We start from the raw sequence: 24,261 nt of genomic DNA, 5'->3' as shown, positions 1-24,261 counted from the left end.
GCTGGATCATGGGCAAGATCACTGGATTTATGGATTACACGCGCAAGACCAGCACGGATGTCCCGCCGCTGGAGCGCATTGAGAATTTCAACGAGTTTCACGTCTGGCTCTCCCGCGAGGAGCAGCAGACCCAGGCCGCCCGCTGCATGGACTGCGGCGTGCCCTTCTGCCAGGCCGGCATGATGATCGGCGGCATGGCATCGGGCTGCCCGCTGAACAACCTGATTCCCGAGTGGAATGACCTGGTCTATCAGGGCAAGTGGGAGCTGGCACTCCACCGCCTGCGCGCCACCAACCGCTTCCCGGAGTTCACCAGCCGGGTCTGCCCCGCCTTGTGCGAGGCCGCCTGCACCTGCGGTGATGTGACCGGCAGCAGCGTGACCGTGCGCGAGAACGAGCACGCCATCGTGGAAACGGGCTACGCCAAGGGCTGGCTCCACGCCGCCCCTCCCCCGGCCCGCACCGGCAAGAGCGTGGCCGTCATCGGCAGCGGCCCGGCCGGTCTTTCGGTGGCCGAGTACCTGAACATCCGGGGCCACGCCGTCACCGTGTTTGAGCGCGCCGACCGCGTGGGCGGCCTGCTGATGTACGGCATCCCCAACATGAAGCTGGACAAATCCGTCATCGAGCGCCGCATCAGGATCATGCAGGCCGAGGGCGTGGAGTTCCGCACCAACATGGATGTGGGCGGTGCCGTGGATGCCGAGAGCATCCTGAACAGCTACGATGCCGTGGTGCTCTGCTGTGGTGCCAAAAAGGCCCGTGACCTGAACGTTCCGGGCCGGGATGCCAACGGCGTGCATTTTGCCGTGGATTACCTCACCAGCGTGACAAAGAGCCTGCTGGACAGCAAATTTGCCGACGGCAGGGCCATTGATGCCAAGGGCAAGAACGTTCTGGTCATCGGCGGCGGCGACACCGGCAACGACTGCCAGGGCACGGCCCTGCGACAGGGCTGCACTGATCTGGTGGCTCTGGAAATGATGACGCAGCCTCCCAAGGAGCGTGCCGCCAGCAATCCCTGGCCCGAGTGGCCCCGGGTGCTCAAGGTGGACTACGGCCAGACCGAGTGCATGGCAAAGTTCGGCAAGGACCCCCGTGTCTACCAGACCACGGTCAAAGAATTCCTCAAGGACGATGCAGGCAACCTGACCGCTGCCGTCATCTCCTACCTCAAGCCCGAGCGTGACCCCGAGACCGGCCGCACCAACATGGTGCCCACCGGCGAGGAGTTCACATACAACTGCGAGCTGGCCTTCATTGCCGCCGGTTTCGTGGGCTGTGAGAGCTATGTGGCCGATGCCTTCGGTGTCAGCCTGACTGGCCGCGGCTGTGTGGACACCGACCACTTCCGCACCAACGTGGACAAGGTGTTCGCCTGCGGCGATATGCGCCGGGGCCAGAGCCTTGTCGTCTGGGGCCTGCGCGAGGGCCGCGACTGCGCCGCCGAGGTAGACCGCTACCTCATGGGCTACACCAACCTGTAAGCCCGCATCCCGGCCATTACTGAACCATTCTCTTTCCTATCCTAAACAAGCCAGAGCGGAAGCTTCCTCCATGGGGCTTCCGCTCTGGCTTTTCCTGTGGATATCGACCTGCATCAAAAAAGCGGCCCGCCCTCTCCGGCAGGCCGCTTTGCGTTCAATCCGTATCGTTTTCGGTACCGGCCCCACCGGTCGGCGGCTCCGTCTGCGCGGCAGACGGTGTGGTACCGGCGGAAGGAGTCGTGGTCTCGGGCGGGGTGGCGGGCACCTCGGCCTCGACCTCTGCCGCCATATAGACGATGATGGTCGAGCCGACCTCCACCATGGCACCGGGCTCCTCGCTGCAATAGGCCACACAGCCCGAAACATAGGAGCCATCGTTATAAATGGGATAGAAGCTCGCATTCAGCCCCACCTGCGCCAGTTGCTGCTCCGCGCCGTCCCGGGTAAAGCCTGCCACGTTGGGCATCTCCACCATCTGCGGGCCACGGCTGACCACCAGATCGATGGTGCTGCCCTTTTCGATGACCTCTCCGGCTTCGGGGGTCTGACGGATGATCTTGCCCTTTTCCACAGTATCACTGTATTCCATGGTCACATAGAACAGGTAATCCCCGGCATAGCTGTTGTTGTTGCGCACCTGCGAATCGTAGTCCATCCCCACAAAGTCAGGGGCCAGATTCACCGGCTCTGTCACCAGCGAGCTGGCCGGTTCGGAGGCCGGGGTGGATTCCGCAGGCTTTGCGGTGTGCAGCCCCTGATTCACCAGCCCCCACACGATGAGCAATGTCAGGATGGCCAGCAGGATTAGGATGGCCGCCAGCAGGTTGCGCAGGCTGAGGATATGCTTTTTCCGTTCCTCTTCCTCGGTGGACTGAGGGCGCGGCGCGGCCTGCTGCAGGGTCTGGGTGAGCTCCGTGGTATACTCCTGACTGCTCAGTGCCCGGAACAGCTGGGGCACGGTCTGGATGCGCTCGTCAGGCCTGAGCTGCAAGCCCATCCAGAGCACATCCGAAACATACTCCGGCACCGCCCGTTCCAGCGTGCGGGCGCGGGGGTTGGAGTCCGACACCAGCCGCTGTGCCGCAGGAACAGGGCTCTGCCCGCAGACCATCCGGTAGACCACGGCGGCAAGGCTGTATTCGTCGGTGTAACGGCCCTCGAATTCGGTGGTGGAATACTGTTCCGGTGCCGAGTAGCCCTCGTACAGCTGCTCGTGCAGGCCGCTGCCCGCCGTGCGCAGCCCCACGGTAGCGTAGCCCGTCAGGCGTGCCCGGCCGTTTTCCAGCACCCGGATATTTTCCGGGCAGATGCCCCGGTGCACCAACCCTACCTGATGCATGGCCGCCACGCCGTCAAACACAGGCTGCAGCATATTGCGGGCCGTCTCAGCCGAAACAGGGCTGGGGCGCTCATCCAGCCACTGCTGCAGCGGGATGCCGCCGGGGTTTTCCATCACGGCGTAGACGGTGTTGTTCTCCTCGAACACGTCCAGCACAGCCTCCAGACCGTTTGCGGGGGTGATGCGCTGGATGGAGCGGTAGAGATCAGCAAAGTCCATCCGGGTGGTCTTGAACAGCACCTCGCTGCCCAGCTTGGGCCGGAGCAGCGCATCCGTGCCCCGCTCCGCCGACAGCGTCAGGGGCATATACTCCTTGATGGTCACCCGGAACCTCCCGACGTTCTCCACGCCCCGGTACAGGATGCCCTCGCCGTCGATGCTCTGCATCTCGCCCACGGTATACCGCCCGGCCAGCAGCGTGCCCACCGGCAGGCTGCCCGCCGGGTTGCGCCCGGCCAGTACCCCGCCGCAGTGCGGGCACACCGACACCCGGTTCTCCAGCTCACCCATGCAGTACGGGCAGATGCGTTTTGCTTCCATGTGCGCCACCTCGTTTCTTCGTGGTCTGTTTCAAATTATTGTACCATATTTGCCCCCGCCGCGCAATCCGCAAAGCAAAAAAGCGCCGCCCTCTGAGTTTTTTCACAGGGGGCAGCGCTTTGATTTTCTATTACAGAGTCAGCAGGCGCAGATACACCTTATTCCGGCAGATCCTCTTCGTTCTCCAGGCTGTGCCAGACGTTCTGGACATCGTCGTTGTCCTCCAGGGCATCCAGCAGCTTGCCCATTGCCTTGAGCTGATCGGGGTCGGTCAAGCGGGTGGTGGTCATGGGGACCATGGCCAGGTCGTCGCTCAGGATCTCGTAGCCCTTCTCTTCCATGGCCTTGACCACAGCGGAGTAGTTCTCGGGATCGGTGGTGATCTCAGCAGCCTCTTCGCCTGCATCAAAGTCCTCGGCACCGGCATCCAGAGCATCCATCATGGCCTCGTCGGCATCCTTATCCTCCAGAGAGATGTCAATGACACCCTTCTGGCTGAACAGGAAGGCCACACAGCCCATAGCGCCCAGGTTGCCGCCGTTCTTGTCGAAGTAGTGGCGCAGGTCGGCAGCGGTACGGTTGCGGTTGTCGGTCAGGGTCTCGACCATGACAGCAACGCCGCCGGGGCCGTAGCCCTCGTAGGTGATGGCCTCGAATTCGGTCTTGTCACCGCCCTCAGCCTTCTTGATGATGCGCTGGATGTTATCGTTGGGCACGCTCATGCGCTTTGCCTTGGCGATCAGGTCTGCCAGCTTGCTGTTGGAAGCCGGGTTGGGGCCGCCGTCACGGACGGCAACGCTGATCTCGCGGCCGATCTTGGTAAAGACCTTTGCTCTTGCGCCATCGGTCTTTTCCTTCTTGCGCTTAATGTTGTTCCATTTGCTATGTCCAGACATGGGAACCTCCTAAAGTTTTATCGAAATCTCCGCCTGCGGGCAGACGGGCTGTGGTCGCCCGCTTGTGGCAGCACACAAAATCTAACTCTATTATTGTAGCACAATCACGAATCCCATTCAAGGGCTCCGGGCGTGTTTTTCGCTTGTTCGTGTTGGAAAACCGGCTTTTCAGGCCGGTTTACAGCAGCCGCAGGGCCTTGGGGTAATGGTTTTTGACCCGTCCGCCCGACACCTTGCCGCCGCCCATGGGCCAGCCATCCACGGTCACGCAGCACCAGCCATCGGCGGCAGTGTCCTCGGCGATCTCACGGCCGGAAAGGTACTCCGTTACCCGCGGGTCGGCAAGGGTCAGTGCTTCGCGGTTGGTGCAGAGCGCACCGAATGCCGTGAAGAGATGGTGCTCCGGCACGAAACGGCCCTTCTGCACGCTGCCCACGAACACCCCCGCCCGCAGGACATGCAGTCCCGTCTGCGGAAAGGGTACGGGCAGCAGAACGCTGCCGCCATGCACCACGGCAGGGCGGTCCGCCAGCGCCGGGAAATACTGCCGGGCAAACTCCTGCCATGCAGCAAGGCTCTGGGCCGGGGTGGCCTCCCCTGCCCCGGCATCCCGGCTGCGGGTGCTGCGGCCCTGCACCGCCTCCCGCAGAGCACGGCTGCTCTCCCGGCGGGCGCTGCGGGCATCCGGGGCCTTGGCAGGCTTGCCGCCCTTGCTTCCCTTCTGCTTTTTGCTCTGCTCTGCGGCAGCAGCCAGCCAGAGCTCTTCCTCTGCCGTATAGGTTCCGGGGGCAGGCAGCGGCCGCGGCGTGCCAGCCTTGACCAGCCGGGCAATAAAATGCCCCTCGCCGCCCTGACAGGGCCAGATCCGGCGCACCTTGCTCACATCCAGCGGCAGGCCGCCGGTGCGGTTTGCCTCACCCGGGCTGCCAAAGCTGTAATCCACATTGCCGAACACATCGGCCAGCGTGAACTCCGGGTGGCGCTGCAAAAACGCCGCCACCTGTCCCTCGTCCTCTTCCGGGGCAAAGGTGCAGGTGGAGTAGATCATCTCGCCGCCGGGGGCCAGGCAGGCCGCCGCGTTGTCCAGGATCTGTGCCCCCAGTGCGGCACACTGCTTCACCAGCGCTTCACAATGCTGGGTCACAGCCACGGCTTCCTTGCGGAACATTCCCTCGCCGGAGCAGGGCGCATCCACGAGAACACGGTCAAAAAATTCCGGCAGAGCGGCGGCAATGCGGCCAGTGTCCTCGTTCAGCACCACGGCGTTGGGCACGCCCATCCGCTCCAGATTGCTCCGGAGCACCTCGGCGCGGGCGGCAACGAACTCGTTGCTCACCAGCAGTCCCTGCCCGCCCAGCGCTGCCGCCAGCTGGCTGCTCTTGCCGCCGGGGGCCGCGCAGGTATCCAGCACCCGCATCCCGGGCCGGACCCCCAGCAGGGGCGCGGCGCTGGAAGCGGAAGGCTCCTGCGAGTAGAACACCCCCGCATGGTGGTAGGGGTGCCGCCCGGGCTTGAAGGCGGGGTCCTGCACCACAAAGCCCGCCTTGCAGAAGGGCGAGGGCTCCACCGGAAAATCTGCCTGCGCGGCAAACTGCTCCGGCGTAGCACGCAGGGCCGAGACCGTCACGCCCCGGGCAGCAGTCTCCTGCGGGGCGGCATAGAGAGCATCGAACCGGTCGCCCAGCAGAGCGCGCTCCCGGCGCTCAAAATATTCCGTAGGCATGAAAGCTTATCCTCCCATGAATAAAGCCGCCGTTCGCGGCAAAACTAAGGCTGTGAGGGAAAGCCCCCTCACGAAAGGAGTAACGAACCATGAAGGACCACAGCGAGAATCGCACCGAAAACCGCACGAACAACTGCAAGAACCAGAGCCAGAACCGCACCACCAATCAGACCACCAACGAGCACAAGCACCCCAACCAGTATACCAAGGGTGCTGACGACGAGGGTGCCAAGAACAAGAAGTAACACCGCATAAGAAAGCCCGCTGCCTTCCCTGCACTGTTTTCCAGTGCGGAAAGCAGCGGGCTTTCGCGTTTTATTTCTGGTTCGGGTCAAACTGCTGCCACAGGGCATCGAACAGCTCTTCCACACGGGCCATCTGCCCGGTGAGGTAAAGCCAGCCCAGCAGGCACTCAAAGCCGGTGGAAGCGCGGTATTCCTCGGGGGAAGCGTGCTTGGCCACACTGGCCTTGCTGGCGTTGCGGCCCCGTTTGAACACGGCCAGCTCCTCCTCTGTGAAGAGCGGCTCCAGCAGCTGCTCCTCCCGGAACTGTGCCCGGGCCGAGACATACTTGACCTTTTCCACATTGAGCTTGCCTGCGGACATCCGGTGGTGCCGTGCCAGACGGGTGCGCACCAGCAGTTCCAGCACGCTGTCTCCCACAAAGGCCAGCGCCAGCGGGTTCAGCTCACGGGGGTCGATGGTTTCTTCCTGCATTGTTGTAATCCTCTCCCTCTCCGTCATTGCTTACGCAATGCCACCTCTCCCAAAGGGGAGAGGCACTTGCAGCTTTCAGACATGCTTCAGCAAAACAGAAGCTGCAAACCTGTCAGATGCGTTGGCTCCCCCTTCGGGGGAGCTGGCGAGCGCAGCGAGACTGAGAGGGTCGTCTCCTTTTTAGAAGATATAATCGAACTGATACTCACCAATGAGGATGGTGTCGTTCTCCTGCACGCCCTTTTCCACCAGTTCGGTCAGGATGCCGCTCTCATCCAGCTGACGCTGGAAATACTGCAGGCTCTCGTAGTCATCCACATTGCTGCCGGCCAGGATATACTCCAGCCAGGGCGCGTCGATGCTCCACACATGGGCCTCCATCCGCTGGATGGTATAAGCACGGTCGTTGGCCTTGGGCTCGGGCTTCTTGTACTCGGGGGTGAACACAGGCACCGGCGGGATATCCTTCAGGCGGTTGTAGACCAGGCCCGGCAGCTCCCGCACGCCCTGCATGGTGGCGGCAGAGATGGGCACAAAGGTCAGGCCCTTGCCCTCCACATAACTGCGGAAGCTCTCGATCTGCTCCTCAGTGGCCAGATCGCACTTGTTGCCCACCACGATCTGGGGGCGCTGTGCCAGCTCGGGGCTGAACTTTGCCAGCTCCTCGTTGATCTTTTCAAAGTCCTCCACCGGCTCACGGCACTCGCTGCCGGAGACATCCACCACATGCAGCAGCAGGCGGCAGCGCTCCACATGGCGCAGGAAGTCGTGGCCCAGACCAATACCCTCGCTGGCACCCTCGATCAGGCCGGGGATGTCGGCGCAGACAAAGCTGGCACCCTCACCCACCGACACGACACCCAGGGTGGGCACCAGCGTGGTGAAGTGATAGTTCGCGATCTTGGGCTTGGCCGCGCTGATGGTAGAGATGAGGGTGGACTTGCCCACATTGGGGAAGCCGATCAGGCCCACATCAGCAATCAGCTTCAGCTCCAGCGTCACCTGGATGTCCTCACCGGGCATACCGGGCTTGGCAAACTTGGGGATCTGGCGGGTAGGCGTTGCAAAATGTGCGTTGCCATAGCCGCCGCGGCCGCCCTTTGCGATGGTGACGGGGGTGTGGTCGGACAGGTCCGCGATGACCAGCCCGCTCTCCGCGTCCTTGATCACGGTGCCCAGCGGCACCTTGATGATGAGGTTCTCGGCATTCTTGCCGTGGCAGAGGCTTGCGCCGCCCTTGCCGCCCTCGGGGGCAGTGTACTTGCGCTTGTAGCGGAAGTCCATCAGGGTGGAAAGATGATCGTCCACCACAAAGATGATGTCACCGCCGCGGCCGCCATCACCGCCGTCCGGGCCGCCAGCGGCCACGAACTTCTCACGATGGAAGCTCACTGCGCCATCGCCGCCCTTGCCCGCATGGAGCCAGATGGTGGCGATATCGATAAAATTGGTTTGTGCTGCCATACAGCCCCTCCTATTCTTAAAAAGCCTTTTACCTATATTCAGCTCCCCTACTAGGGGAGCTGGCCGCGCCAAAGCGCGGACTGAGAGGTTTGATTTCCAAACAGAAAAGGCTTTTTCGTTACCTAAAAAGAGCCGGGCCACGAGGGTCCGGCTCTTCGGGTTGCAGTTTTTCAGGCAGAAGTTACTGCTTCACGCTGCACTTCTTGCCGCTCTTGCCCACGCGCTCAAAACGGACAGTGCCGTCAACCAGAGCAAACAGGGTGTCATCGCTGCCCTTGCCAACGTTCTCACCCGGCATGATGTGGGTGCCACGCTGACGAACCAGGATGTTGCCGGCCAGAACGAACTGACCGTCTGCACGCTTGGTGCCCAGACGCTGTGCTGCGGAATCGCGGCCGTTCTTGGTGCTGCCTACGCCCTTTTTATGTGCCATTGTAATTTACCTCCTTAGCCGTTGATCGCAGTGATCTCAACCTTGGTGTAGGGCTGACGATGGCCCATGCGGCGAGCACTGTGCTTCTTTGCGCGATAGGTGATGATGTTCAGCTTCTTGCCCTTGCCATTCTTGATGACCTTGGCAGAAACGGAAGCGCCCTCAACAACGGGAGCGCCAACCTTGACAGAACCCTCCTCGCCAATAGCGAGAACCTGATCAAACTTCACTTCGGAGTCGGCCTCAACGTCCAGCTTTTCGATGTAGACGATGTCGCCCTGCTCCACGCGGTACTGCTTACCGCCGGTAACAATGATTGCGTACATTTGTTTCATTCCTTTTCGTTGTACTCGCTGGTCGTAAAGGCAGGCCCTCACGGGGCCGTTTCCGGTGCCCACACCATGCGGCTAGAATATTATAGCAGAAAAAAGTCCGCTTTGCAAGGGCTTTTTGCACTTTACTCCGGATTTTTTTCGTTCTTTTCCGGGTGTTCGCGCCGGTCCAGCGCTTCCTTTACGGTTTCATTCCACGCGGCCGTTTTCTCAACGAACTCTGCGCGGGATGCAGAGGCCGGCAGAGCAGCGTCCGTCCCCGCAAAAGTGGTGGGGCCGTCCAGCTTTTTCATCCGTGCCCGGTTCTCGCTGTTCAGGGGCAGCTCTACCATCAGGGGCTTGTCCCTGAACTTCCTTGTCAGGAGGATCTCGGCGATCACGCCGCCCACAACGGCAATGCCTGCCACCAGCTGGGACACCCGCAGGCCGATGCTGGGCACCAGCAGCAGGCTGTCGGTACGGAGGGCTTCGATCCAGAAGCGGCCCGCACCGTACCAGACGAGGTACCGCAGGGCGATATCCCCTGCAAACCTGCGTTTTTTGAGGTAGCGCATCAGCAAAAACAGACCCACAAAGCACCAGATGCTCTCATATAAGAAGGTAGGATGCACCGGCAGGTTCGGGTCGATGGTCACGCCTTTGGGCACCGTGACCACGCTGCTCGTCAGGTAATCGTGGGTCGCCTGGCTGTACATGCCCCAGGGCAGGGTGGTGTTGCAGCCAAAGGCCTCCTGATTGAAAAAGTTGCCCCAGCGGCCGCAGCCCTGCCCGATGAGAAAGCCCATGGCCGCCAGATCAAACATGGGCAGCACGGGAACTTTCCGCCACTTACAGGCCAGCCCGCCGAACAGAAAGGCCCCGATGATGCCGCCATAAATGGCAAGACCGCCATCCCGGATGGCCAGCACATCTTTCAGGCTGTGGTACTGATAGGGCGAAAGGGCCACATAGTAGAGCCGGGCACACAGGATACCCATGACCACACCGATGAGGATGACATCCACCATGGCATCGGCATCCACGCCGAACTCCACACTGTGCCGGAAGGCGAACACCAGCGCCAGGCACATGCCCACAGCAATGCAGACACCGTACCAGTAAATGTTCATGCCTCCGATGGAAAAGGCCACGCGGTCAAGCTCAAAGCTCAGCCCCAACCCCGGAAACTGCACCAGATTCGTCATTCTTCCATCTCCTCCTCATCGTCCGGCTCTTCCCCGGCCGTGCCGTCGGGCTGGATGTACATCACAGCCATCCGCTCCTCGCTCAGGATCTTCTGCAGCGCCGCGTCGGCATCCTCTGCCGTCAGCGCTGCCAGCGTGGCGATCTGCTGGGCCACGGTCTGGCCGCTGAGGGCAAAGTCTGCCATCTGGCTGGCCGAGTCCTCCACGTTCTCCAGATTCTCGATCAGCTGGCCGTATTTTTCATTCTTGCACAGGGTAAAGATCTCCCGGTCCACGCCCTCAGCGCGGATGCGCCGGATCTCCTCCAGCAGCAGCTGCTTCACAGTGTCGGGCACATCGCTCTCGCCGGTGAACAGGATGCAGCAGCAACCGTCCACCCGGAGCACCTCCCCACCAAAGCCGGGGTTGGTCAGGCCCTCATCATAGAGCTTCCGGTAGAGCCTCGACATGCCGCCAGAGATGCAGCAGAGGATGAGGTCATACAGGATCTCGCTGCGCAGGTCGTCATGCTGCAGCGGCTGCTCCTTGAAGCCGATGCCGAAACAGGGCTTGGACACCGGCATTGTAATGGTCTTTTCGGCAGCGGCCAGCGTCATGGGTTCCTCTGTCCAGAGCCGCTGCACCCGCTCCACCGGGCGCGCTTCCATCAGGCCGTGGCGCGCACAGGCCGCCAGGATCTGTTCCATGCTGGTGCTGCCTGCGGCGGCCAGCACCATGTTGTTGGGGGCATAGAACGCCTTGCAGCAGTCGTACAGCATCTCCGGCGTAATCTCTGCAATGCTTTCCACCGTGCCCGCAATGTCGCTGCGGATGGGGTGGCTGTGATACAGGCACTCGCACAGGCCGGTGATGAGCCGCCAGTCGGCGCTGTCATCATACATTTTGATCTCCTGCCCGATGATGCCCTGCTCCTTGGCGATGGTCTGCTCAGTAAAGTAGGGGCGACCCACCATGCCCAGCAGCACATCCAGGCTTTCGTCCAGCTGCTCGGTGGCGGTAAACAGGTAGCAGGTGCGGTCAAAGCTGGTAAAGGCATTGGCGTTGGCACCGGTCTTGGCGAACTTTGCAAAGGCATCGCCGTCCTCATCCTCAAACATCTTGTGTTCCAGAAAATGTGCCACACCGGCAGGCAGGTGCACTTCCCTGCCGTCCACCCGGAAATCCCGGTCGATGGAGCCAAAGCGGGTGGCATAGATGACATGAGTGCCAGAATAGCCCGGCATGGGCCGCACCAGCACCGTCAGGCCCGAGGGCAGCACCTTCCACTCATCGGCGGCGGCCTCGGTCAGGGCACGGTTCGTGTTCTGTTCAGGCATGGGCGCTCTCCTCCTCTCGGGTCAGAAGATAGCTGACCGAAAGGGTCAGCTGCCGCAGGACGGTGCGGACATCCTCCTCGGTCACAGCCTGCAGGGCCGCGCGGGCATCGTCCGGGGTCTGCACCGGGCCGCCCCGCAGCACCTCCATGTAATACCAGGTCTCAATGCCGCCCAGCGTATCCTCAATGCCCGCCATCCCGCTCAGCAGGGAGCGGCGGCAGTCCTCAAGCTCCTCAGCCGTGATGGGGCCGCTGCGCAGGTCATCCAGCTCCTTCAGGATTGCTTTTTCGGCCCGGGCCGCGTCGGCGTGCTCCACGCCGCTGTTCACAGCCATGCTTCCGGTAAAACTCTGGAAGCTGGACGAGCAGTAATAGCACAAATGATCCCGCTCCCGCACGTTCAGGAACAGGCGGCTGGTCACACTGCCGCCATACAGCGCCATGGCAAGCCGCACCGCCGCCATCTGGTCGGGGCGCATGGGCACGCCCAGCGTGAACAGCATGCAGAGCTTGGCCTGCACTGTGTCAAAGCATTCCACCCTGCGCACGGCATCCTGCCGGGGCATGGCAAGGTTCTCGCACAATGGCAGCGGGGCCCGCCCGATGTGGGAAAGCTCTTCCAGCAGGGCCTGCTTCACCTGTTCGGTCTCCGCTTCCCCGCAGCCCAGCACCAGCAGCTCGATGCTGGCGGTGCGGAGCATCTCACGATAAGCCTCTGTCAGCGTTTCCGGGGTCAGGCCGTCCACCTCGTCCAGATAGCCCTCCTGCCGGATGCCGGCGGGGCTGCTCCCAAAGAACTCCCGGTTGGCCTGCCGCTGGCAGTAGATGCGCTTTTCGTTGATCTCATCCTCCAGCGCCTTTTTCAGCATCTGCTTTTCGATGGCGACCGCCTCCGGGTCAAACACACCGCCTACAAAATAGGGATGGAACGCCGTGCCCAGCGCCAGCGCGGCATACTCCCGGGTCAGGGCCTCGCCCTCCAGTGCAAAGCGGTCCTTGATGCCGGTCACACTGACGCAGAGGTTGTGGTTTGCACCCAGCGGGCGGGCATCCACGGTCAGGTCCGCGCCGTACAGCCGGGCAAGCTTTTTGGTCATCTGGGTCATATCCGGGCAATCCGCATAGCCCCGCTCCATCAACAGGGGCAGCAGGGCGTGAGCGGTTGCCGTCTCCCGCCGTGCCGGAAACGCAAAGTGGATGCTGATCCGGCAGCGGTTGAATTTCTGCGCCGGGTCCCAGGAAAGATGGACCCCGGGCGCGATCTCGGTTCGTCTCAACAGTCGTTCTCCTTTTTTGTTACAGCTTTGTGCGCTCCAGCGCAAGGAACTCCTCCAGCGAGAGTCCGGACGCGCGGATGGCGAGGGCATTTTCCACCCCCACATAGCGCCAGTGCCAGGGCTCGTATACCATGCCGGTGGCGGCCTGCCGCTCCTCCGGCCAGCGGAGGACAAAGCCATACTCCGCAGCGTAGGCGGTCAGCCACTCGTAGGCGCGGGTATCGGCAAAGCAGGTGGTCTTTTCGGTGCAGTCCGGGCTGAGGATATCCGCCGCATAGCCGGTGGCCTGCTCGCTGGCATTGGCCGGAGGGCAGACGCTGGCGGCATAGGCCGCTGCTTCCTCTTCGGAAAGCCCCTTTTCCAGATACACCTGCTTCCGGGCATCAAAGGCCGCTTCCCGTGCGGAAACATCCTGATAGCCCGTCACCAGTTCCAGCGTGATGCCGTCTGCCGCCGCAGCTGCCGCCATGGCGCGGTACTGCTCTGCGGCTTCCGCTTCCAGCTGCTGGCCCGTGGCATCATCCGCCACCGCAAGGGCCGGGGCAGGCTCTGCGTCCAGCGGCAGATTCCCGTTCACCAGCACCAGCCGGGCATCGGCAAGGTTCAGCTGGTATTCGGTGCCATCGTAATTTCTGGCCACAAAGTCCTCCGGCCCCGCGATCAGGGCGTGGGCCTTGGGCAGCAGCCATAAAATGCCGCTGGTCATCAGGGCAACAGCCGCGCCGCAGGCCGCCAGAAACACGGCCCAGTTCCGTGCCAGACGCAGGCAGCGCCGGATCCTCCACTCCCGCCGGGTCATCCGCCGCCGGGGCGCTTGCTTGTTTTGGTTCATCGATATCGGTTCCCTTCTCACATCATTTCGCAATGCACAGCCGCAATTACATTATTTTATTATACACTTCTTTCGCCGGGGTGTAAACGGAAAGGGATGTTAAAAAATTGTGTCTTTCAAAAAAGGGAGTTCCGTTACGGACGAACGTCCGAGCAGAACTCCCTTTGGGGGTTATAAAAAATCCCGCGTTAAAGCGCTTTCCTCAATTCAGAATTTTCCCGTCGATGGAGAGAGTGATCGGCTGCCGTGGCAGAGGACTCGTTCAGGACAGCTTGATCTTCAGATCTGCCAGCAGATTCACGGCCTCCGGCAGCGAAAATTTTGCATCTTTCAGGCGGCTGCCCAAAATATCCACCTTATAGCCTGTGGCATCCCGGAAGTCGGCTTTCCGCAGATCACACTGGTAAAATTCCGTTTCGTGCAGCTCTGTGCCCATGAAATTCACCATCTGCATCTCGCACTTGGCAAACATGGAACCCACGATCTCAGTTTTCTTCTTTGATAAACCAGAAGTTATTGATTTTCTGAATCCAATCCAAGCTCTTTCAGTTCTTTTTCGTTTTTGATGTCTTCATCAGTTTTCTTTCCGGTGATAGCACTATATGCTTCTTTCATACCATTTTTCACTGCCCACTTGATAACAAAATACAGCGCAATTAAAATAACGATTGCGGTTCCACCGCTGATTCCTAGTTCATTCCACATCATAATATCAATGCCTCCGATTTCATAAATTCCAAGTTGTCGTTCTCAGTATCCCATGATCTCTCTCTGCGGAAAAGATACCAGGAAACAAAAATGGCCCCGGAGGGCTTGTTACAGCTCTCCGGGGCCACTTTATGTGCGTGTGTGACTTGGCGCACACGACCGGCGTTTTACTCGATCTCGATCAGATTCGGGTTCTCAGGCAAAGCCTTCGTCTGCTGAGGAGCAGGCAGCTCAACGTACAGGACACCATCCTCGAACTTTGCGTGGATGTCTTCCTTCTTCACATCGCCCACGTAGAAACTGCGTGCGCAGGTGCCGGAGAAGGATTCGCGCCGCAGATAGCGGCCATTCTTATCCTTTTCGTCATTGCTGTGGCTGCGCACTGCCTGAATGGTCAGGTAGCCGTCGTTCAGATCCATCTGAACGTCTTCCTTCTTGCAGCCCGGCAGGTCAACCGCTACTTCATAGCCGTTGTCCGTCTGTTTGACATCGGTCTTCATCATGTTTGCACCGCGCTTACCAAAGGTATCACGAGCCTCACGGTTCATCATACGTTCCAGTGCAGCGTCATTCCAGAACGGATCGAAGAAATCATCGAACAGGTTTTCATGGAAAACAGTCGGCATAAGCATAAATCATTCCTCCAATCCCGGCGTTCGGGTCGGGGCAAAAAATCTGAAGCGTCCACTCGGAAAGGCTTTCCGGAGAACCTTGCGGCTCTCCTTTTGCCCTTCCTCCTGAGCACGCCACTGTTATAGCACAATGCGTTAGCAGTGTCAATAGTAGAGTGCTAATATTCACGAAAAAATAATACTTTTGCAACAATTTCTTGGTTCTGGCTCTCCCAGTTTTCCCCTTTGGGGCGGGCTGCCACGCCTTTTTCCGTTGCCGCCTGGTTTGGCACTTTTCAACGGTCCCGTTTCGTGTTACAATAAGAAAAAACGAAACCGGGTGATTTTTTTGGAATTTTATGGTACCATTGGCCCCGCTTGTGCCCAGCTGGAGACCTTGCAGCGCATGGTGGAAGCTGGCATGACGGGCATCCGCATGAACCTTTCCCACGGGCCCCTTTCGGCCCACAAAGACTGGCTGGATATCATCCACGCCGTGGGCATCCCCCAGCTGCTCATCGACCTGCAGGGGCCGGAGCTGCGCATTGGCACGCTGCCCCAGCCCCTTGTGCTGGAACCGGGCCAGAGCCTCCGGCTGGGGCAAGGGGGTGTCCCCTGCCCGGCGGCGCTGGTGCATGCAGCCCGGCCGGGCCAGAACCTCCTGCTGGACGACGGCAGGCTCCTTGTGCAGGTGGCCGAAGCCGATGGCGCTGCCCTGCAGTGTACTGTGGTACGGGGCGGCACCCTGCAAAGCCGCAAAAGCCTTGCGGCACCGGGGCTGACGGTGGCCTCCCCCACATTGACGGAGGAGGACCTGCAAAACCTGCAGTTGGCAGGAGCCTGCGGCGTTACCGGGGTGATGCTGCCCTTCGTGCGGGGGGCTGAGGACATCCGCACCCTGCGCCGGGCGCTGGAACAGGCCGGGGCCGGGCAGATCCGCATTTTTGCCAAGATCGAGAGCCTTGCGGGGGTACAGGCCCTGCCGGAGTTCCTACCCCTTGTGGATGAAGTGGTCATTGCCCGCGGGGACCTTGGCAACGCCATGCCCCTGTGGGAGCTGCCCCGGTGCCAGAAACAGCTTTCGGCGGTCTGCCGGTCTGCCGGGGTGCCCTTTATGGTGGTGACCCAGATGCTGGACAGTATGTGCAGCCGGGCGGTCCCCACCCGCGCCGAGGTCAGCGACATCTACAACGCCGTAGCAGACGGCGCTTCCAGCGTGATGCTCACCGGGGAGACCGCCGCCGGGCAGTACCCGGTGGAGGCCATGGAGTATCTTGTGCGCACTGCCCGCACCGCCTTGGAATAACCCAAAGTCAAAGACACTCGGTCGATCTGTGTTGCCGCATTTAGTCCAGAATTTTTCCGTCAATGGAAATGGTGACCACCTGCCAGGGAATGAACTTACCGCTGGTCTGCAGTGCCTTTTTCGCTGCCATCTCCAAGCCGCCGCAGCAGGGCACCTCCATGCGGAGGATGGTCACGCTCTGGATGTCGTTGCTGCGCAGGATCTCGGTGAGCTTTTCGCTGTAATCCACAGCATCCAGTTTCGGGCAGCCGATGAGAGTCACTTTGCCGCGCATAAACTCCTGATGGAAATTGGCGTAGGCGTATGCCGTGCAGTCCGCTGCAATCAGGAGCTTTGCGCCCTCAAAGTAGGGCGCATGGACAGGTGCCAGCTTGATCTGCACCGGCCAGTTGCGCAGGCGGGAGACCAGCTGCACGGGGGCAGAAGCTGCGCTTTCTGCGGCCTCCGTCTGTTCCAGCATCCGCATCCGGGAGCCGGGGCAGCCGCCCTCGTGGAGGTGCTTCATCTTCTCCTGCAGCTCCTTTTTCTTTTTGTTTTCCTGCACCGCTGCCTCGTCGTAAGCGGGAGCTTCCCGCTCCTCAAAGGTGATAGCACCGGTGGGGCAGCCCGGCAGGCAGTCGCCAAAGCCATCGCAGAAATTTTCCCGCACCAGCTTTGCCTTGCCGTTGATGATATCAATGGCACCTTCATGGCAGGCGGTTGCGCACAAGCCGCAGCCGTTGCATTTTTCTTCGTCAATATGGATGATCTTCCGAATCATATCTATACTCTCCTGTTGTGGGTGTTTTTTGCATTTGCATCCTTATTATAGTATACTAAAGGCAACTTGTATGTTTGAATTCCAACAAGGAGAGCTTTTATGCAAAAATATCTGCCTGTTCTACGGAACTGCCCCTTTTTTACCGGGCTTACCGATGATGAGATCCTGTCTATCCTGCACTGCGTCAGTGCAGCGAAAATCACCCGGCCCAGGGGCTCCTATATTTTCCGAGCCGGAGATTCCACGGAGGTCATGGGGCTTATGCTGTCCGGCTCCACCCTTGTGATCCAGGAGGATCTTTGGGGACACCGCAACATCCTGTCCAAGTGCAATACCGGAGACTTTTTCGGCGAACCTTACGCCGCCACTCCCGGTGCCATCCTGAACATCAGCGTAGTGGCAGAGGAGGATTGCGAAATTCTGCTGCTGAACGTCAAGCGGCTGCTCACCTCCTGCCCCACCGCCTGCGACCATCACCAGAAACTCATCCGCAATCTGGTCAGCGTTCTGGCAAACAAAATACTGCTTTTTAACGATAAGATCACCCATGTCAGCAAGCGCACCACCCGGGAAAAACTGCTGTCCTACCTGTCTGCCGAATCCATCCGGCAGTCCTCCCTTTCCTTTGACATTCCCTTTGACCGTCAGCAGCTGGCGGATTTTCTCTGCGTGGAGCGTGCCGCCATGTCGGTGGAGCTTTCCAAGCTGCAAAGGGAAGGGCTGCTGGTCACCAAACGGAACCATTTTGAGCTGTTGACCCGCTGACCGCTCCATGTGCCGCCCGCAGGCGGTTTTATCGAGTAGATTTCCCTTGCCGGGAGGTGCAAAAAAACAGCGGACAACCGTTTTAGGGTTATCTGCCGAAAGGTGCAGAATGATCTATTCACCTGACAGATCGGGAGATTTCAGATTCCGATTTCCGAATAAATTCCTTCGATGAAGGGAGATTTATATTCAATATAACGTTCAATATCGTCAGGGTATTTTTTCGCTCCCTCTTCTTTTATAAGAGAATATTTTCGCACAGCATCGGGATGTGTCCGAAGGTAATTTCTAAATGCGATGTGTCTTTTCAGCTCCGGTGAATCAGCCGGACACACATATAAATGATGTTTTTTCAGGTGATCTTTACCATCGTAGCGAAATGCCTCTCGTCCCGGAATACCGAGGTCTCCTTCATATTGATAACCAATTTTCTCCAAGGCAGAAATAGTATCTTTCAAAGCGTTGTAATCCTTAATAACTACATCTATATCAATAATCGGTTTTGCAGACAGCCCCTGCACGGAAGTACTCCCCACGTGTTCGATGCTAATTGCCAGCTGCCCAAGAGCATCCGTAAGTTCATTCTGTATTTTAAGAAAATCCAGTCTCCAATGTTCATCGAATGGTTCGACAACAATATGTTTCGTAATCATTTTACGCTCCCTCGTTGGCCTTCCAGTTGTTGCGTCCAGTATACCACACCAAATCCAATTGTAAAAGAGCTTATGTACGCCGCCCGCAGGCGGCACCCTTTATTCTCCCGGTGCTTCTTGAAGCCAGCCTTTGCGCAACTGATCCAGTGCGTGGGTCTCGAGCCTTGAGGCATAACTTCTGCTGATCCGGAGCAGCTGTGCCGTTTCCAGCTGGGTCAGGGGCGGCTGACCCGCCAGCCCGTCTTCTTTATGACCGGGCCGCGAATTACGGAAGTATCATTGTCTGGAAGTACCTGAAGCTGCATATTCAATTTTCAAGGGTAGCCGGGATGAAAAGCTCGTTGTACTTTACTGCAAGCAGCTTGGTATCAACTATAAAAATCTGTCAGACGAAGAATTTCGCTGGCTCATTCGGATTCTCAAAAAGTCAAAGAAAATGGGAACGCCTATCAGCCAGAGGAAAAAACGGTAAAGAAAAACCGCTGTTGCATGGTTTGTTGGCTTCCATGTAGCAGCGGTTCGTGCTGTGGTTATTCAGTTGATATTGTATAAAGCGATAAACTGTAAGCTATCAATCGCCACTTAGGCGTGTTTTCCCAATAACAATGTAAAACAACGGTATCATTATAACCATTGCTGCTATGATATGTACATATATGAAACTTTGTGTTCCTGTAACAAGAAACAAACTTGTTATTGTATAATTCCATAACCAATGAAATCCTGTGGGCATCCAAATACTCTTTGTAGTGTAAAACATTTCATTGGCAAATATTCCATATAGAAAAGGAAAAATAAACATTACCAGAACAGAAATATTATCGGTATTAAAAATATGTGGTAGTGTAAAAATAAGTGCAGCTATTACGCAACTCAAATACTTATTTTTACATTTTTGCAGCAACAGCCCAAAAATAATTCCTCTAAAAATAACTTCTTCAATAAAGGACACGAAAAAGTAAAATATGAATTTCCCTTTATGATTCATCAACAGTGATAAAAAATCAGTGTCTTGAAGAATTATATTTGATTTGACTGATGAATAAACTATAAACAATACAATGATTGGCATTATAGCTCCAACTGCAAAATTCAGAAAATCTATTTTTCTAAAATATAACCCTATGCTTTTTAACATAACGCACCTTTTAACCTCTGATTTGTCATAATCATTCTACCATACCGTTATGTATAAATCATCTCATGCAAAATAATTTTTTCTGCCCGATTGTGGATATTATTGCACCGCCGCACCCATTCCATTTGACGGGTACACTTTAATTTCTCGGTTACGCCCTCGGCAATTTTCATCTGCTCCATGATGATATCTAACCGTTCCTGTGCCTGTTCGTTCAGGTCTGCAAGATATGTCCACAATTCTCCGGTTAGTATCAATGTGTTCAATCTGGCTGGGTGGACTTTTCTCAAATATTCCTGGTGCATCCGTCCGTGCTGATGTGCTTTCCCTCTTTGCTCATGTTGACAATCATATTCGTTGTCATACCGGCGGCAAGCCTTAAACCTTCTTTTCTCATATCACGCTCTATCAGTGTGTGTCAGAGTGGTTTATAGCTGATGTGCATATTGTTTTCCTGCCTTTCTATCCATACCACCGGCGGTTGCCCCGGCAGGAACTTTTCTCTTATTATAACACCAATCTTGTGAAATCACAATTTATTCTTGTGGTCTGCCGCTGATACCGTCTGGATTGTGCTTTTCCTTTCTTTTTGTTCCCTTTAATTAGCCATGAACTGGCTGATGCCGGATTGGGTATAGTTCAGTGCCTCCGCTGCTTTGGAAAAACTGCCCGTTTCGCACACTTTCAAGAATATCTCGTATCGGTCTTTCTGTTCCCGCATCTCAAATACTCCATAAGCAAAATTTATAGGTCGCAGTAATTTTATTCGGTTTACTGATATGATACTTCATGTTATACTATATTACAATAGGAAATATGGATAGGAGTTTCAGAATCATGGAAAAGAAAGCAAGCAGTTTCTCCGGACAAATCGGATTTGTCCTTGCTGCCGCCGGAAGTGCGGTTGGTGTCGGCAACCTGTGGCGGTTCCCGTACCTTGCCGCAAAAGATGGCGGCGGTTTGTTTTTGCTGGTGTATCTGGTGCTGGTGCTGACCTTCGGTTTCACACTGCTCACCTCGGATATCGCCATTGGCCGCCGCACCAAGCAGAGTGCCATCCGCGCCTACGAGAGCATGCGCCCCAAGTGGAAATTCCTCGGCATCCTGACCTTTCTGGTGCCAGTTCTGATTATGACCTACTATGCCGTCATCGGCGGGTGGATCACGAAATATGCGGCAGTCTACCTGACCGGACAGTCTGCTGCCGCTGCTGAGGACGGTTATTTTACCAGCTTCATCACCTCACCGGTCTCCCCTGTGGTGTTCGCTCTGCTGTTCATGGGCGTGACTGCTTTCATCGTGTACAATGGCGTGGAGGGAGGCATTGAGCGGGTGTCCCGCTACATGATGCCCATTCTGCTGGTTCTGGTGGTGGTGATTGCGGGTTACGCCCTCACCCTGCGCCACGAGGATGCCTCCGGCCAGATGCGCACCGGTCTGGAGGGTCTGCGCTACTACCTGACCCCGCACATGGAAGGGCTGACTGTCAGCCGCTTTTTGCAGATTTTGCTGGATGCCATGAGCCAGCTGTTCTTCTCCCTCAGCGTGTCCATGGGCATTATGATCACCTACGGTTCCTACGTCAAACCGGAAGTAGACCTGAACAAAGCGGTGAATCAGATTGAGATCTTCGATACCGGCGTAGCCCTGCTGGCCGGTGCCATGATCATCCCCGCCGTGTATGTTTTCTCTGGCACCGAGGGCATGAGCGCAGGCCCCAGTCTGATGTTCGTCTCGCTGCCCAAGGTATTCAACGCCATGGGCAAGGCGGGTGTGTTCGTGGGCATCCTGTTCTTTGTCACCGCCATTTTTGCCACCCTGACCTCCTGCATCTCGGTGCTGGAATCCATCACCGCCAACTGCATGGAGATCTTCCACTCGGGCCGCAAAAAGACGGTGCTTGTGCTGGCGGTCATTTATCTGGCCGCTTCCGCCATCATTGCGCTGGGTTACAGCATCTTCTATTTTGAAGTACAGCTCCCCAACGGATCGGTGGGTCAGCTGTTGGATATCATGGACTATGTCAGCAACAGTGTTATGATGCCTTTCATTGCCCTGCTGTCCACCATCCTGATTGGCTGGGTCATGACACCGGATTACGTCATTGACGAGATGCAGCGCAACGGCGAGACCTTCCGCCGCAAGAAACTCTACCGGGTGATGATCCGATACGTTGCTCCGGTGATGATGCTGGTGCTGTTTTTGCAGTCCACCGGGATCCTTGCTTAAGCCGAAAAGCCCCCGCTGGCTTTTGGGAAACCGGACGAGCAGAAAGGGATTTACCCCGACACGCCCGGTTTCGTTATCATCTGATCCACGCCATTGAGGGTGCATATAAGTATCGGAAAGACTGATGATACCAGTTTTATCGGATGGTTCTGCGGAGCCATCCGTTTTTTTTTTTTGCTCAAATCGCATTTTTTAGAGGTTTAAACGCATCTGAATTATCGCAAGAAATTCAAAATAAACTTGAAACGGTTTTAACAGAATGCTAGAATATAATGTCACTACTTTTATAGGAGAATCCACACAAGATCCAGTGCGGACAGGCCGCAAGCGTTGACCGCAAACGCCTTCCCTGAGGATGTGAAAAAGAGCAAGGAGGCCGGCATGGACGAGCATCTGTCCAAGCCTGTGGATATCGCTGCGCTGGAACAGACGGTGAAGCGCTTCCGCGTTATCCCCCCGAAAATAAATAGTGGAATCGCACGGTTTCGCAGATGACCGACACCCACGACCTAGCAGGGCCGCCCATTTGCGGCCCAGCTCTTTTTTTGTGAGAGAGCAATCATGATGAATCAAAGTATTGGATGGTATTGCGTATGGAACAACAGCCAAATAAAATCCGGCCTATGTTGCTTTCGGCACTTGCCCAATTGAGCGCCTGCCTGATCGTCTGGAATTTTCATATTCCAAATCCAAATATCCTGCTTTTTGTTGTTCTTTCTGCTGTGCTCGTGAAATGCGGCTATGCAGCAGGAATCGTAAGCGGCCTCATTGCATTCCTGTACTCCGCGTTTTTCTTTTCTACCGACCACAGCTTTTTTCTTTACACCTCTTTGAACTTTCAAAAGCTCATTGTGATCGGCCTTGGTATCGCTGCGAACATTCTGCTGATCGGTCGCCTGCAAAGGCAGTTCGATCGCTCCAACATGGAAAAGATGCAGGCCGAAGCCGAGGAAAAGCTTCAAGAAACAACAGAGAGCTACCGTGCAAAACTTTACCACGATGTCTTGACTGGCACGTACAACCGCCGCTACTATGAGGATATCGCATCCCGTATCGTCGGCCCCGCAGGCATCGCGCTGATAGATGTGGACGATTTCAAAATCTGCAACGACACCTATGGACATTACGCCGGAGATATGGCATTGGAAACAGCGGCAAATGCCATCCGCTCCTGCATCCGGGAGTCGGACCTGCTCATCCGCTATGGCGGAGACGAATTTCTGCTGGTCTTACCCGGCATTCCGGGAGATATTTTGCAGACCAAACTGGAACAGATCCGCACGGCTGCACAGATGGCATCCGTACCCGGCTATTCGCATTTCCGCCTCTCACTGAGCATCGGCGGAACGATGCAGGCCATCACCGACCCGATGGAGAATGCGGTTCGCCGGGCAGACCGGCTGATGTATCAGGCAAAGTGCCGCAAGAATGCCGTCACGGTGGAGGTTCCGGGGTGCAGCCTGGCCGCACCGGAAAAGCTTTTGCAGGAAAAATCCCAGATCCTGCTTGTGGACGACTCCAAAATGAACCGCATGATCCTGGCAGAGATCTTAGGAGACGGCTACCATATTCTGGAGGCAGAAAATGGGCAGGAATGCCTGGAAAAATTGCGGGCAGAAGCCGGAAACATCGCACTGGTGCTGCTGGACATCAACATGCCCGTTATGGACGGCTTTGAAGTGCTGAAAGCCATGAATGCCAACCACACCATCGAGGACATCCCGGTCATCATGATCTCCAGCGAGGACTCTGATGCGGCGATCCGGCGTTCCTATGAGCTGGGGGCGAGTGATTATGTCAACCGTCCCTTTGATGCACGCATCGTATACCGCCGCGTGACCAACACCATCAAGCTGTACGCCAAGCAGCGGCGGCTGGTGCAGATGGTCTCTGACCAGATCCGTGCCCGTGAAAACAATACGGATATGTTGGTAGGTGTGCTGAGCCATATCGTAGAATTCCGCAACGGCGAAAGCGGTCTCCATGTGCGACATATCCGCATGATCACGGAACTGCTGCTCCACCGTCTGCTGGAAATCAGCAGCAGATACTCTATTACTGCGGAACAGCAGGATATGATCCCGCTGGCCTCTGCCCTGCACGACATCGGCAAGATCGGCATTGATGAAAAAATTCTCAACAAACCTGGCAAACTGACCCCGGAGGAATTTGAGGTCATGAAGACCCATAGTATGCTGGGAGCCCAGATACTGTACGATCTGGATAATTTTTCCGAGCAGCCGCTGCTGCAAACGGCCTACGAGATTGCCCGCTGGCATCACGAACGCTGGGATGGGCGCGGCTACCCGGATGGTCTGAAGGGCGACGAGATCCCCATCAGCGCACAACTGGTCTCGCTGGCCGACGTATACGATGCACTGACCAGCGAACGCTGCTATAAAAAAGCCTTTTCCCACGAAAAAGCTATGCAAATGATCCTGAACGGCGAGTGTGGATCGTTCAACCCGCTGCTGCTGCAATGTCTGACGAATATCCAGTCCGACCTGAAAGAAGAATTACAGCAGCACAACTGAACAGCAGATGCAATAAAA

26 protein-coding genes and 3 pseudogenes are annotated in these 24,261 nt (G+C 57.3%); 7 read left to right on the top strand and 22 right to left on the bottom strand.

Annotation, left to right across the window (positions count from 1 at the left end):
* The first annotated feature begins 8 nt into the window (after positions 1-8).
* Entirely contained in the window at positions 9-1,487 is a 1,479-nt protein-coding gene (locus P0G09_RS02035) for a glutamate synthase subunit beta (RefSeq protein ID WP_275251788.1), read from the top strand.
* A gap of 154 nt (positions 1,488-1,641) precedes the next feature.
* Here the strand turns inward: P0G09_RS02035 and P0G09_RS02030 are convergent, their stop codons facing one another.
* The 3 genes from P0G09_RS02030 to P0G09_RS02020 form a co-directional block, all read right to left on the bottom strand.
* Positions 1,642-3,366, bottom strand: a complete 1,725-nt coding sequence (locus P0G09_RS02030; protein ID WP_275251787.1) for a PASTA domain-containing protein — start codon at positions 3,364-3,366, stop codon at positions 1,642-1,644.
* 158 nt (positions 3,367-3,524) lie between these two features.
* Positions 3,525-4,262, bottom strand: a complete 738-nt coding sequence (locus P0G09_RS02025; RefSeq protein WP_005933929.1) for a YebC/PmpR family DNA-binding transcriptional regulator — start codon at positions 4,260-4,262, stop codon at positions 3,525-3,527.
* A gap of 178 nt (positions 4,263-4,440) precedes the next feature.
* Positions 4,441-5,985, bottom strand: a complete 1,545-nt coding sequence (locus P0G09_RS02020; RefSeq protein ID WP_275251786.1) for an RsmB/NOP family class I SAM-dependent RNA methyltransferase — start codon at positions 5,983-5,985, stop codon at positions 4,441-4,443.
* 89 nt (positions 5,986-6,074) lie between these two features.
* On the opposite strand from P0G09_RS02020, the gene P0G09_RS02015 reads away from it, so the two are divergent.
* On the top strand, positions 6,075-6,230 hold the full coding sequence (locus P0G09_RS02015) for a hypothetical protein (protein WP_005933941.1): 156 nt from the start codon (positions 6,075-6,077) through the stop codon (positions 6,228-6,230).
* 70 nt (positions 6,231-6,300) lie between these two features.
* Here P0G09_RS02015 and P0G09_RS02010 read toward each other — a convergent pair whose 3' ends face one another.
* The 11 genes from P0G09_RS02010 to P0G09_RS01960 form a co-directional block, all read right to left on the bottom strand.
* On the bottom strand, positions 6,301-6,702 hold the full coding sequence (locus P0G09_RS02010; RefSeq protein ID WP_156057710.1) for a ribonuclease III domain-containing protein: 402 nt from the start codon (positions 6,700-6,702) through the stop codon (positions 6,301-6,303).
* 180 nt (positions 6,703-6,882) lie between these two features.
* Positions 6,883-8,166 (bottom strand): GTPase ObgE, encoded by a 1,284-nt coding sequence (gene obgE / locus P0G09_RS02005; protein WP_156074946.1) that lies wholly within the window; start codon positions 8,164-8,166, stop codon positions 6,883-6,885.
* Positions 8,167-8,347: 181 nt separating this feature from the next.
* A complete protein-coding gene (rpmA, locus tag P0G09_RS02000; protein ID WP_005923362.1) occupies positions 8,348-8,599 on the bottom strand; it encodes a 50S ribosomal protein L27 in 252 nt (83 codons plus the stop codon).
* Between the two features lie 14 nt (positions 8,600-8,613).
* Positions 8,614-8,925 carry a 50S ribosomal protein L21 gene (gene rplU, locus P0G09_RS01995; protein ID WP_035394408.1) on the bottom strand — a complete coding sequence of 104 codons (312 nt, stop codon included), beginning with the start codon at positions 8,923-8,925 and terminating at the stop codon, positions 8,614-8,616.
* Between the two features lie 131 nt (positions 8,926-9,056).
* Complete coding sequence (lgt, locus tag P0G09_RS01990) at positions 9,057-10,115, bottom strand: prolipoprotein diacylglyceryl transferase (RefSeq protein ID WP_275251785.1); 1,059 nt, start codon at positions 10,113-10,115, stop codon at positions 9,057-9,059.
* Positions 10,112-11,431 carry a pitrilysin family protein gene (locus P0G09_RS01985; RefSeq protein ID WP_005933954.1) on the bottom strand — a complete coding sequence of 440 codons (1,320 nt, stop codon included), beginning with the start codon at positions 11,429-11,431 and terminating at the stop codon, positions 10,112-10,114. Before P0G09_RS01985 ends, lgt begins: the two co-directional genes overlap by 4 nt.
* Positions 11,424-12,707, bottom strand: coding sequence for an insulinase family protein (locus tag P0G09_RS01980; protein ID WP_005933958.1), 1,284 nt, complete (start codon positions 12,705-12,707; stop codon positions 11,424-11,426). The genes P0G09_RS01985 and P0G09_RS01980 overlap by 8 nt, the downstream gene beginning before the upstream one ends.
* 19 nt (positions 12,708-12,726) lie before the next feature.
* Entirely contained in the window at positions 12,727-13,539 is an 813-nt protein-coding gene (locus P0G09_RS01975; RefSeq protein ID WP_275251784.1) for a M15 family metallopeptidase, read from the bottom strand.
* A gap of 262 nt (positions 13,540-13,801) precedes the next feature.
* Entirely contained in the window at positions 13,802-14,011 is a 210-nt protein-coding gene (locus P0G09_RS01970; protein ID WP_238077813.1) for a pentapeptide repeat-containing protein, read from the bottom strand.
* A 41-nt stretch (positions 14,012-14,052) separates the two neighbouring features.
* Positions 14,053-14,247: a DUF6019 family protein gene (locus tag P0G09_RS01965; protein WP_342760511.1), complete on the bottom strand. Its 195-nt coding sequence runs from the start codon at positions 14,245-14,247 to the stop codon at positions 14,053-14,055.
* Between the two features lie 167 nt (positions 14,248-14,414).
* Positions 14,415-14,879, bottom strand: a complete 465-nt coding sequence (locus P0G09_RS01960; RefSeq protein WP_117476875.1) for an Hsp20/alpha crystallin family protein — start codon at positions 14,877-14,879, stop codon at positions 14,415-14,417.
* 319 nt (positions 14,880-15,198) lie between these two features.
* On the opposite strand from P0G09_RS01960, the gene P0G09_RS01955 reads away from it, so the two are divergent.
* Complete coding sequence (locus P0G09_RS01955; protein ID WP_342760510.1) at positions 15,199-16,164, top strand: pyruvate kinase; 966 nt, start codon at positions 15,199-15,201, stop codon at positions 16,162-16,164.
* Between the two features lie 40 nt (positions 16,165-16,204).
* Here the strand turns inward: P0G09_RS01955 and P0G09_RS01950 are convergent, their stop codons facing one another.
* Positions 16,205-16,924, bottom strand: a complete 720-nt coding sequence (locus P0G09_RS01950; RefSeq protein WP_275251783.1) for a 4Fe-4S binding protein — start codon at positions 16,922-16,924, stop codon at positions 16,205-16,207.
* Positions 16,925-17,023: 99 nt separating this feature from the next.
* Between P0G09_RS01950 and P0G09_RS01945 the strand changes: the two genes are divergently transcribed.
* The gene (locus P0G09_RS01945; protein WP_156066187.1) at positions 17,024-17,689 is read left to right on the top strand and encodes a Crp/Fnr family transcriptional regulator; all 666 of its coding nucleotides are present in this window, start codon (positions 17,024-17,026) and stop codon (positions 17,687-17,689) included.
* Between the two features lie 140 nt (positions 17,690-17,829).
* Here the strand turns inward: P0G09_RS01945 and P0G09_RS01940 are convergent, their stop codons facing one another.
* Positions 17,830-18,342: a GrpB family protein gene (locus P0G09_RS01940; RefSeq protein WP_156061408.1), complete on the bottom strand. Its 513-nt coding sequence runs from the start codon at positions 18,340-18,342 to the stop codon at positions 17,830-17,832.
* 99 nt (positions 18,343-18,441) lie between these two features.
* Positions 18,442-18,552, bottom strand: a complete 111-nt coding sequence (locus P0G09_RS01935) for a hypothetical protein (RefSeq protein ID WP_275251952.1) — start codon at positions 18,550-18,552, stop codon at positions 18,442-18,444.
* Positions 18,553-18,655: 103 nt separating this feature from the next.
* Here P0G09_RS01935 and P0G09_RS20880 point away from each other — a divergent pair.
* Positions 18,656-18,814, top strand: a pseudogene (locus P0G09_RS20880) (transcriptional regulator); the annotation flags it as partial.
* 99 nt (positions 18,815-18,913) lie between these two features.
* Here the strand turns inward: P0G09_RS20880 and P0G09_RS01930 are convergent.
* The 4 genes and pseudogenes from P0G09_RS01930 to P0G09_RS01915 all read right to left on the bottom strand — a co-directional run bounded on the left by P0G09_RS01930 (position 18,914) and on the right by P0G09_RS01915 (position 20,201).
* Positions 18,914-19,480 (bottom strand): CPBP family intramembrane glutamic endopeptidase, encoded by a 567-nt coding sequence (locus P0G09_RS01930; RefSeq protein ID WP_117535174.1) that lies wholly within the window; start codon positions 19,478-19,480, stop codon positions 18,914-18,916.
* Positions 19,481-19,527: 47 nt separating this feature from the next.
* Positions 19,528-19,797, bottom strand: a pseudogene (locus P0G09_RS01925) (TnpV protein); the annotation flags it as partial.
* Positions 19,788-19,925: pseudogene (locus P0G09_RS01920) on the bottom strand (XRE family transcriptional regulator); the annotation flags it as partial. The pseudogenes P0G09_RS01925 and P0G09_RS01920, both read right to left, overlap by 10 nt.
* A gap of 153 nt (positions 19,926-20,078) precedes the next feature.
* Positions 20,079-20,201, bottom strand: a complete 123-nt coding sequence (locus P0G09_RS01915; protein WP_342760509.1) for a LysR family transcriptional regulator — start codon at positions 20,199-20,201, stop codon at positions 20,079-20,081.
* Positions 20,202-20,317: 116 nt separating this feature from the next.
* On the opposite strand from P0G09_RS01915, the gene P0G09_RS01910 reads away from it, so the two are divergent.
* Positions 20,318-21,709: a sodium-dependent transporter gene (locus P0G09_RS01910; RefSeq protein ID WP_275251782.1), complete on the top strand. Its 1,392-nt coding sequence runs from the start codon at positions 20,318-20,320 to the stop codon at positions 21,707-21,709.
* A gap of 569 nt (positions 21,710-22,278) precedes the next feature.
* Here the strand turns inward: P0G09_RS01910 and P0G09_RS01905 are convergent.
* On the bottom strand, positions 22,279-22,611 hold the full coding sequence (locus P0G09_RS01905; protein WP_275251781.1) for a hypothetical protein: 333 nt from the start codon (positions 22,609-22,611) through the stop codon (positions 22,279-22,281).
* A 21-nt stretch (positions 22,612-22,632) separates the two neighbouring features.
* Between P0G09_RS01905 and P0G09_RS01900 the strand changes: the two genes are divergently transcribed.
* The gene (locus tag P0G09_RS01900; protein ID WP_342760508.1) at positions 22,633-24,243 is read left to right on the top strand and encodes a diguanylate cyclase; all 1,611 of its coding nucleotides are present in this window, start codon (positions 22,633-22,635) and stop codon (positions 24,241-24,243) included.
* Positions 24,244-24,261 lie beyond the last annotated feature (18 nt).

Source organism: Faecalibacterium sp. DFI.5.82 (assembly GCF_029076575.1).
In the GTDB taxonomy this organism is placed as follows: domain Bacteria; phylum Bacillota; class Clostridia; order Oscillospirales; family Ruminococcaceae; genus Faecalibacterium; species Faecalibacterium duncaniae.
This window is presented reverse-complemented; position numbering and strand designations above follow the sequence as displayed.

What these genes read in the sequence shown, in the direction of transcription:
- P0G09_RS01900 (WP_342760508.1), top strand. Translation starts at nt 22,633, where the DNA reads ATGGAAAAGATGCAGGCCGAAGCCGAGGAAAAGCTTCAAGAAACAACA.
- P0G09_RS02015 (WP_005933941.1), top strand. Translation starts at nt 6,075, where the DNA reads ATGAAGGACCACAGCGAGAATCGCACCGAAAACCGCACGAACAACTGC.
- P0G09_RS02020 (WP_275251786.1), bottom strand. Translation starts at nt 5,985, where the DNA reads ATGCCTACGGAATATTTTGAGCGCCGGGAGCGCGCTCTGCTGGGCGAC.
- obgE (WP_156074946.1), bottom strand. Translation starts at nt 8,166, where the DNA reads ATGGCAGCACAAACCAATTTTATCGATATCGCCACCATCTGGCTCCAT.
- rpmA (WP_005923362.1), bottom strand. Translation starts at nt 8,599, where the DNA reads ATGGCACATAAAAAGGGCGTAGGCAGCACCAAGAACGGCCGCGATTCC.
- P0G09_RS01975 (WP_275251784.1), bottom strand. Translation starts at nt 13,539, where the DNA reads ATGAACCAAAACAAGCAAGCGCCCCGGCGGCGGATGACCCGGCGGGAG.
- P0G09_RS01915 (WP_342760509.1), bottom strand. Translation starts at nt 20,201, where the DNA reads ATGCGGGAACAGAAAGACCGATACGAGATATTCTTGAAAGTGTGCGAA.
- P0G09_RS01945 (WP_156066187.1), top strand. Translation starts at nt 17,024, where the DNA reads ATGCAAAAATATCTGCCTGTTCTACGGAACTGCCCCTTTTTTACCGGG.
- P0G09_RS02035 (WP_275251788.1), top strand. Translation starts at nt 9, where the DNA reads ATGGGCAAGATCACTGGATTTATGGATTACACGCGCAAGACCAGCACG.
- P0G09_RS01910 (WP_275251782.1), top strand. Translation starts at nt 20,318, where the DNA reads ATGGAAAAGAAAGCAAGCAGTTTCTCCGGACAAATCGGATTTGTCCTT.
- P0G09_RS01960 (WP_117476875.1), bottom strand. Translation starts at nt 14,879, where the DNA reads ATGCTTATGCCGACTGTTTTCCATGAAAACCTGTTCGATGATTTCTTC.
- lgt (WP_275251785.1), bottom strand. Translation starts at nt 10,115, where the DNA reads ATGACGAATCTGGTGCAGTTTCCGGGGTTGGGGCTGAGCTTTGAGCTT.
- P0G09_RS01970 (WP_238077813.1), bottom strand. Translation starts at nt 14,011, where the DNA reads ATGTTTGCCAAGTGCGAGATGCAGATGGTGAATTTCATGGGCACAGAG.
- P0G09_RS01985 (WP_005933954.1), bottom strand. Translation starts at nt 11,431, where the DNA reads ATGCCTGAACAGAACACGAACCGTGCCCTGACCGAGGCCGCCGCCGAT.
- P0G09_RS01950 (WP_275251783.1), bottom strand. Translation starts at nt 16,924, where the DNA reads ATGATTCGGAAGATCATCCATATTGACGAAGAAAAATGCAACGGCTGC.
- P0G09_RS01930 (WP_117535174.1), bottom strand. Translation starts at nt 19,480, where the DNA reads ATGTTAAAAAGCATAGGGTTATATTTTAGAAAAATAGATTTTCTGAAT.
- rplU (WP_035394408.1), bottom strand. Translation starts at nt 8,925, where the DNA reads ATGTACGCAATCATTGTTACCGGCGGTAAGCAGTACCGCGTGGAGCAG.
- P0G09_RS02030 (WP_275251787.1), bottom strand. Translation starts at nt 3,366, where the DNA reads ATGGAAGCAAAACGCATCTGCCCGTACTGCATGGGTGAGCTGGAGAAC.
- P0G09_RS01940 (WP_156061408.1), bottom strand. Translation starts at nt 18,342, where the DNA reads ATGATTACGAAACATATTGTTGTCGAACCATTCGATGAACATTGGAGA.
- P0G09_RS02025 (WP_005933929.1), bottom strand. Translation starts at nt 4,262, where the DNA reads ATGTCTGGACATAGCAAATGGAACAACATTAAGCGCAAGAAGGAAAAG.
- P0G09_RS02010 (WP_156057710.1), bottom strand. Translation starts at nt 6,702, where the DNA reads ATGCAGGAAGAAACCATCGACCCCCGTGAGCTGAACCCGCTGGCGCTG.
- P0G09_RS01965 (WP_342760511.1), bottom strand. Translation starts at nt 14,247, where the DNA reads ATGATGTGGAATGAACTAGGAATCAGCGGTGGAACCGCAATCGTTATT.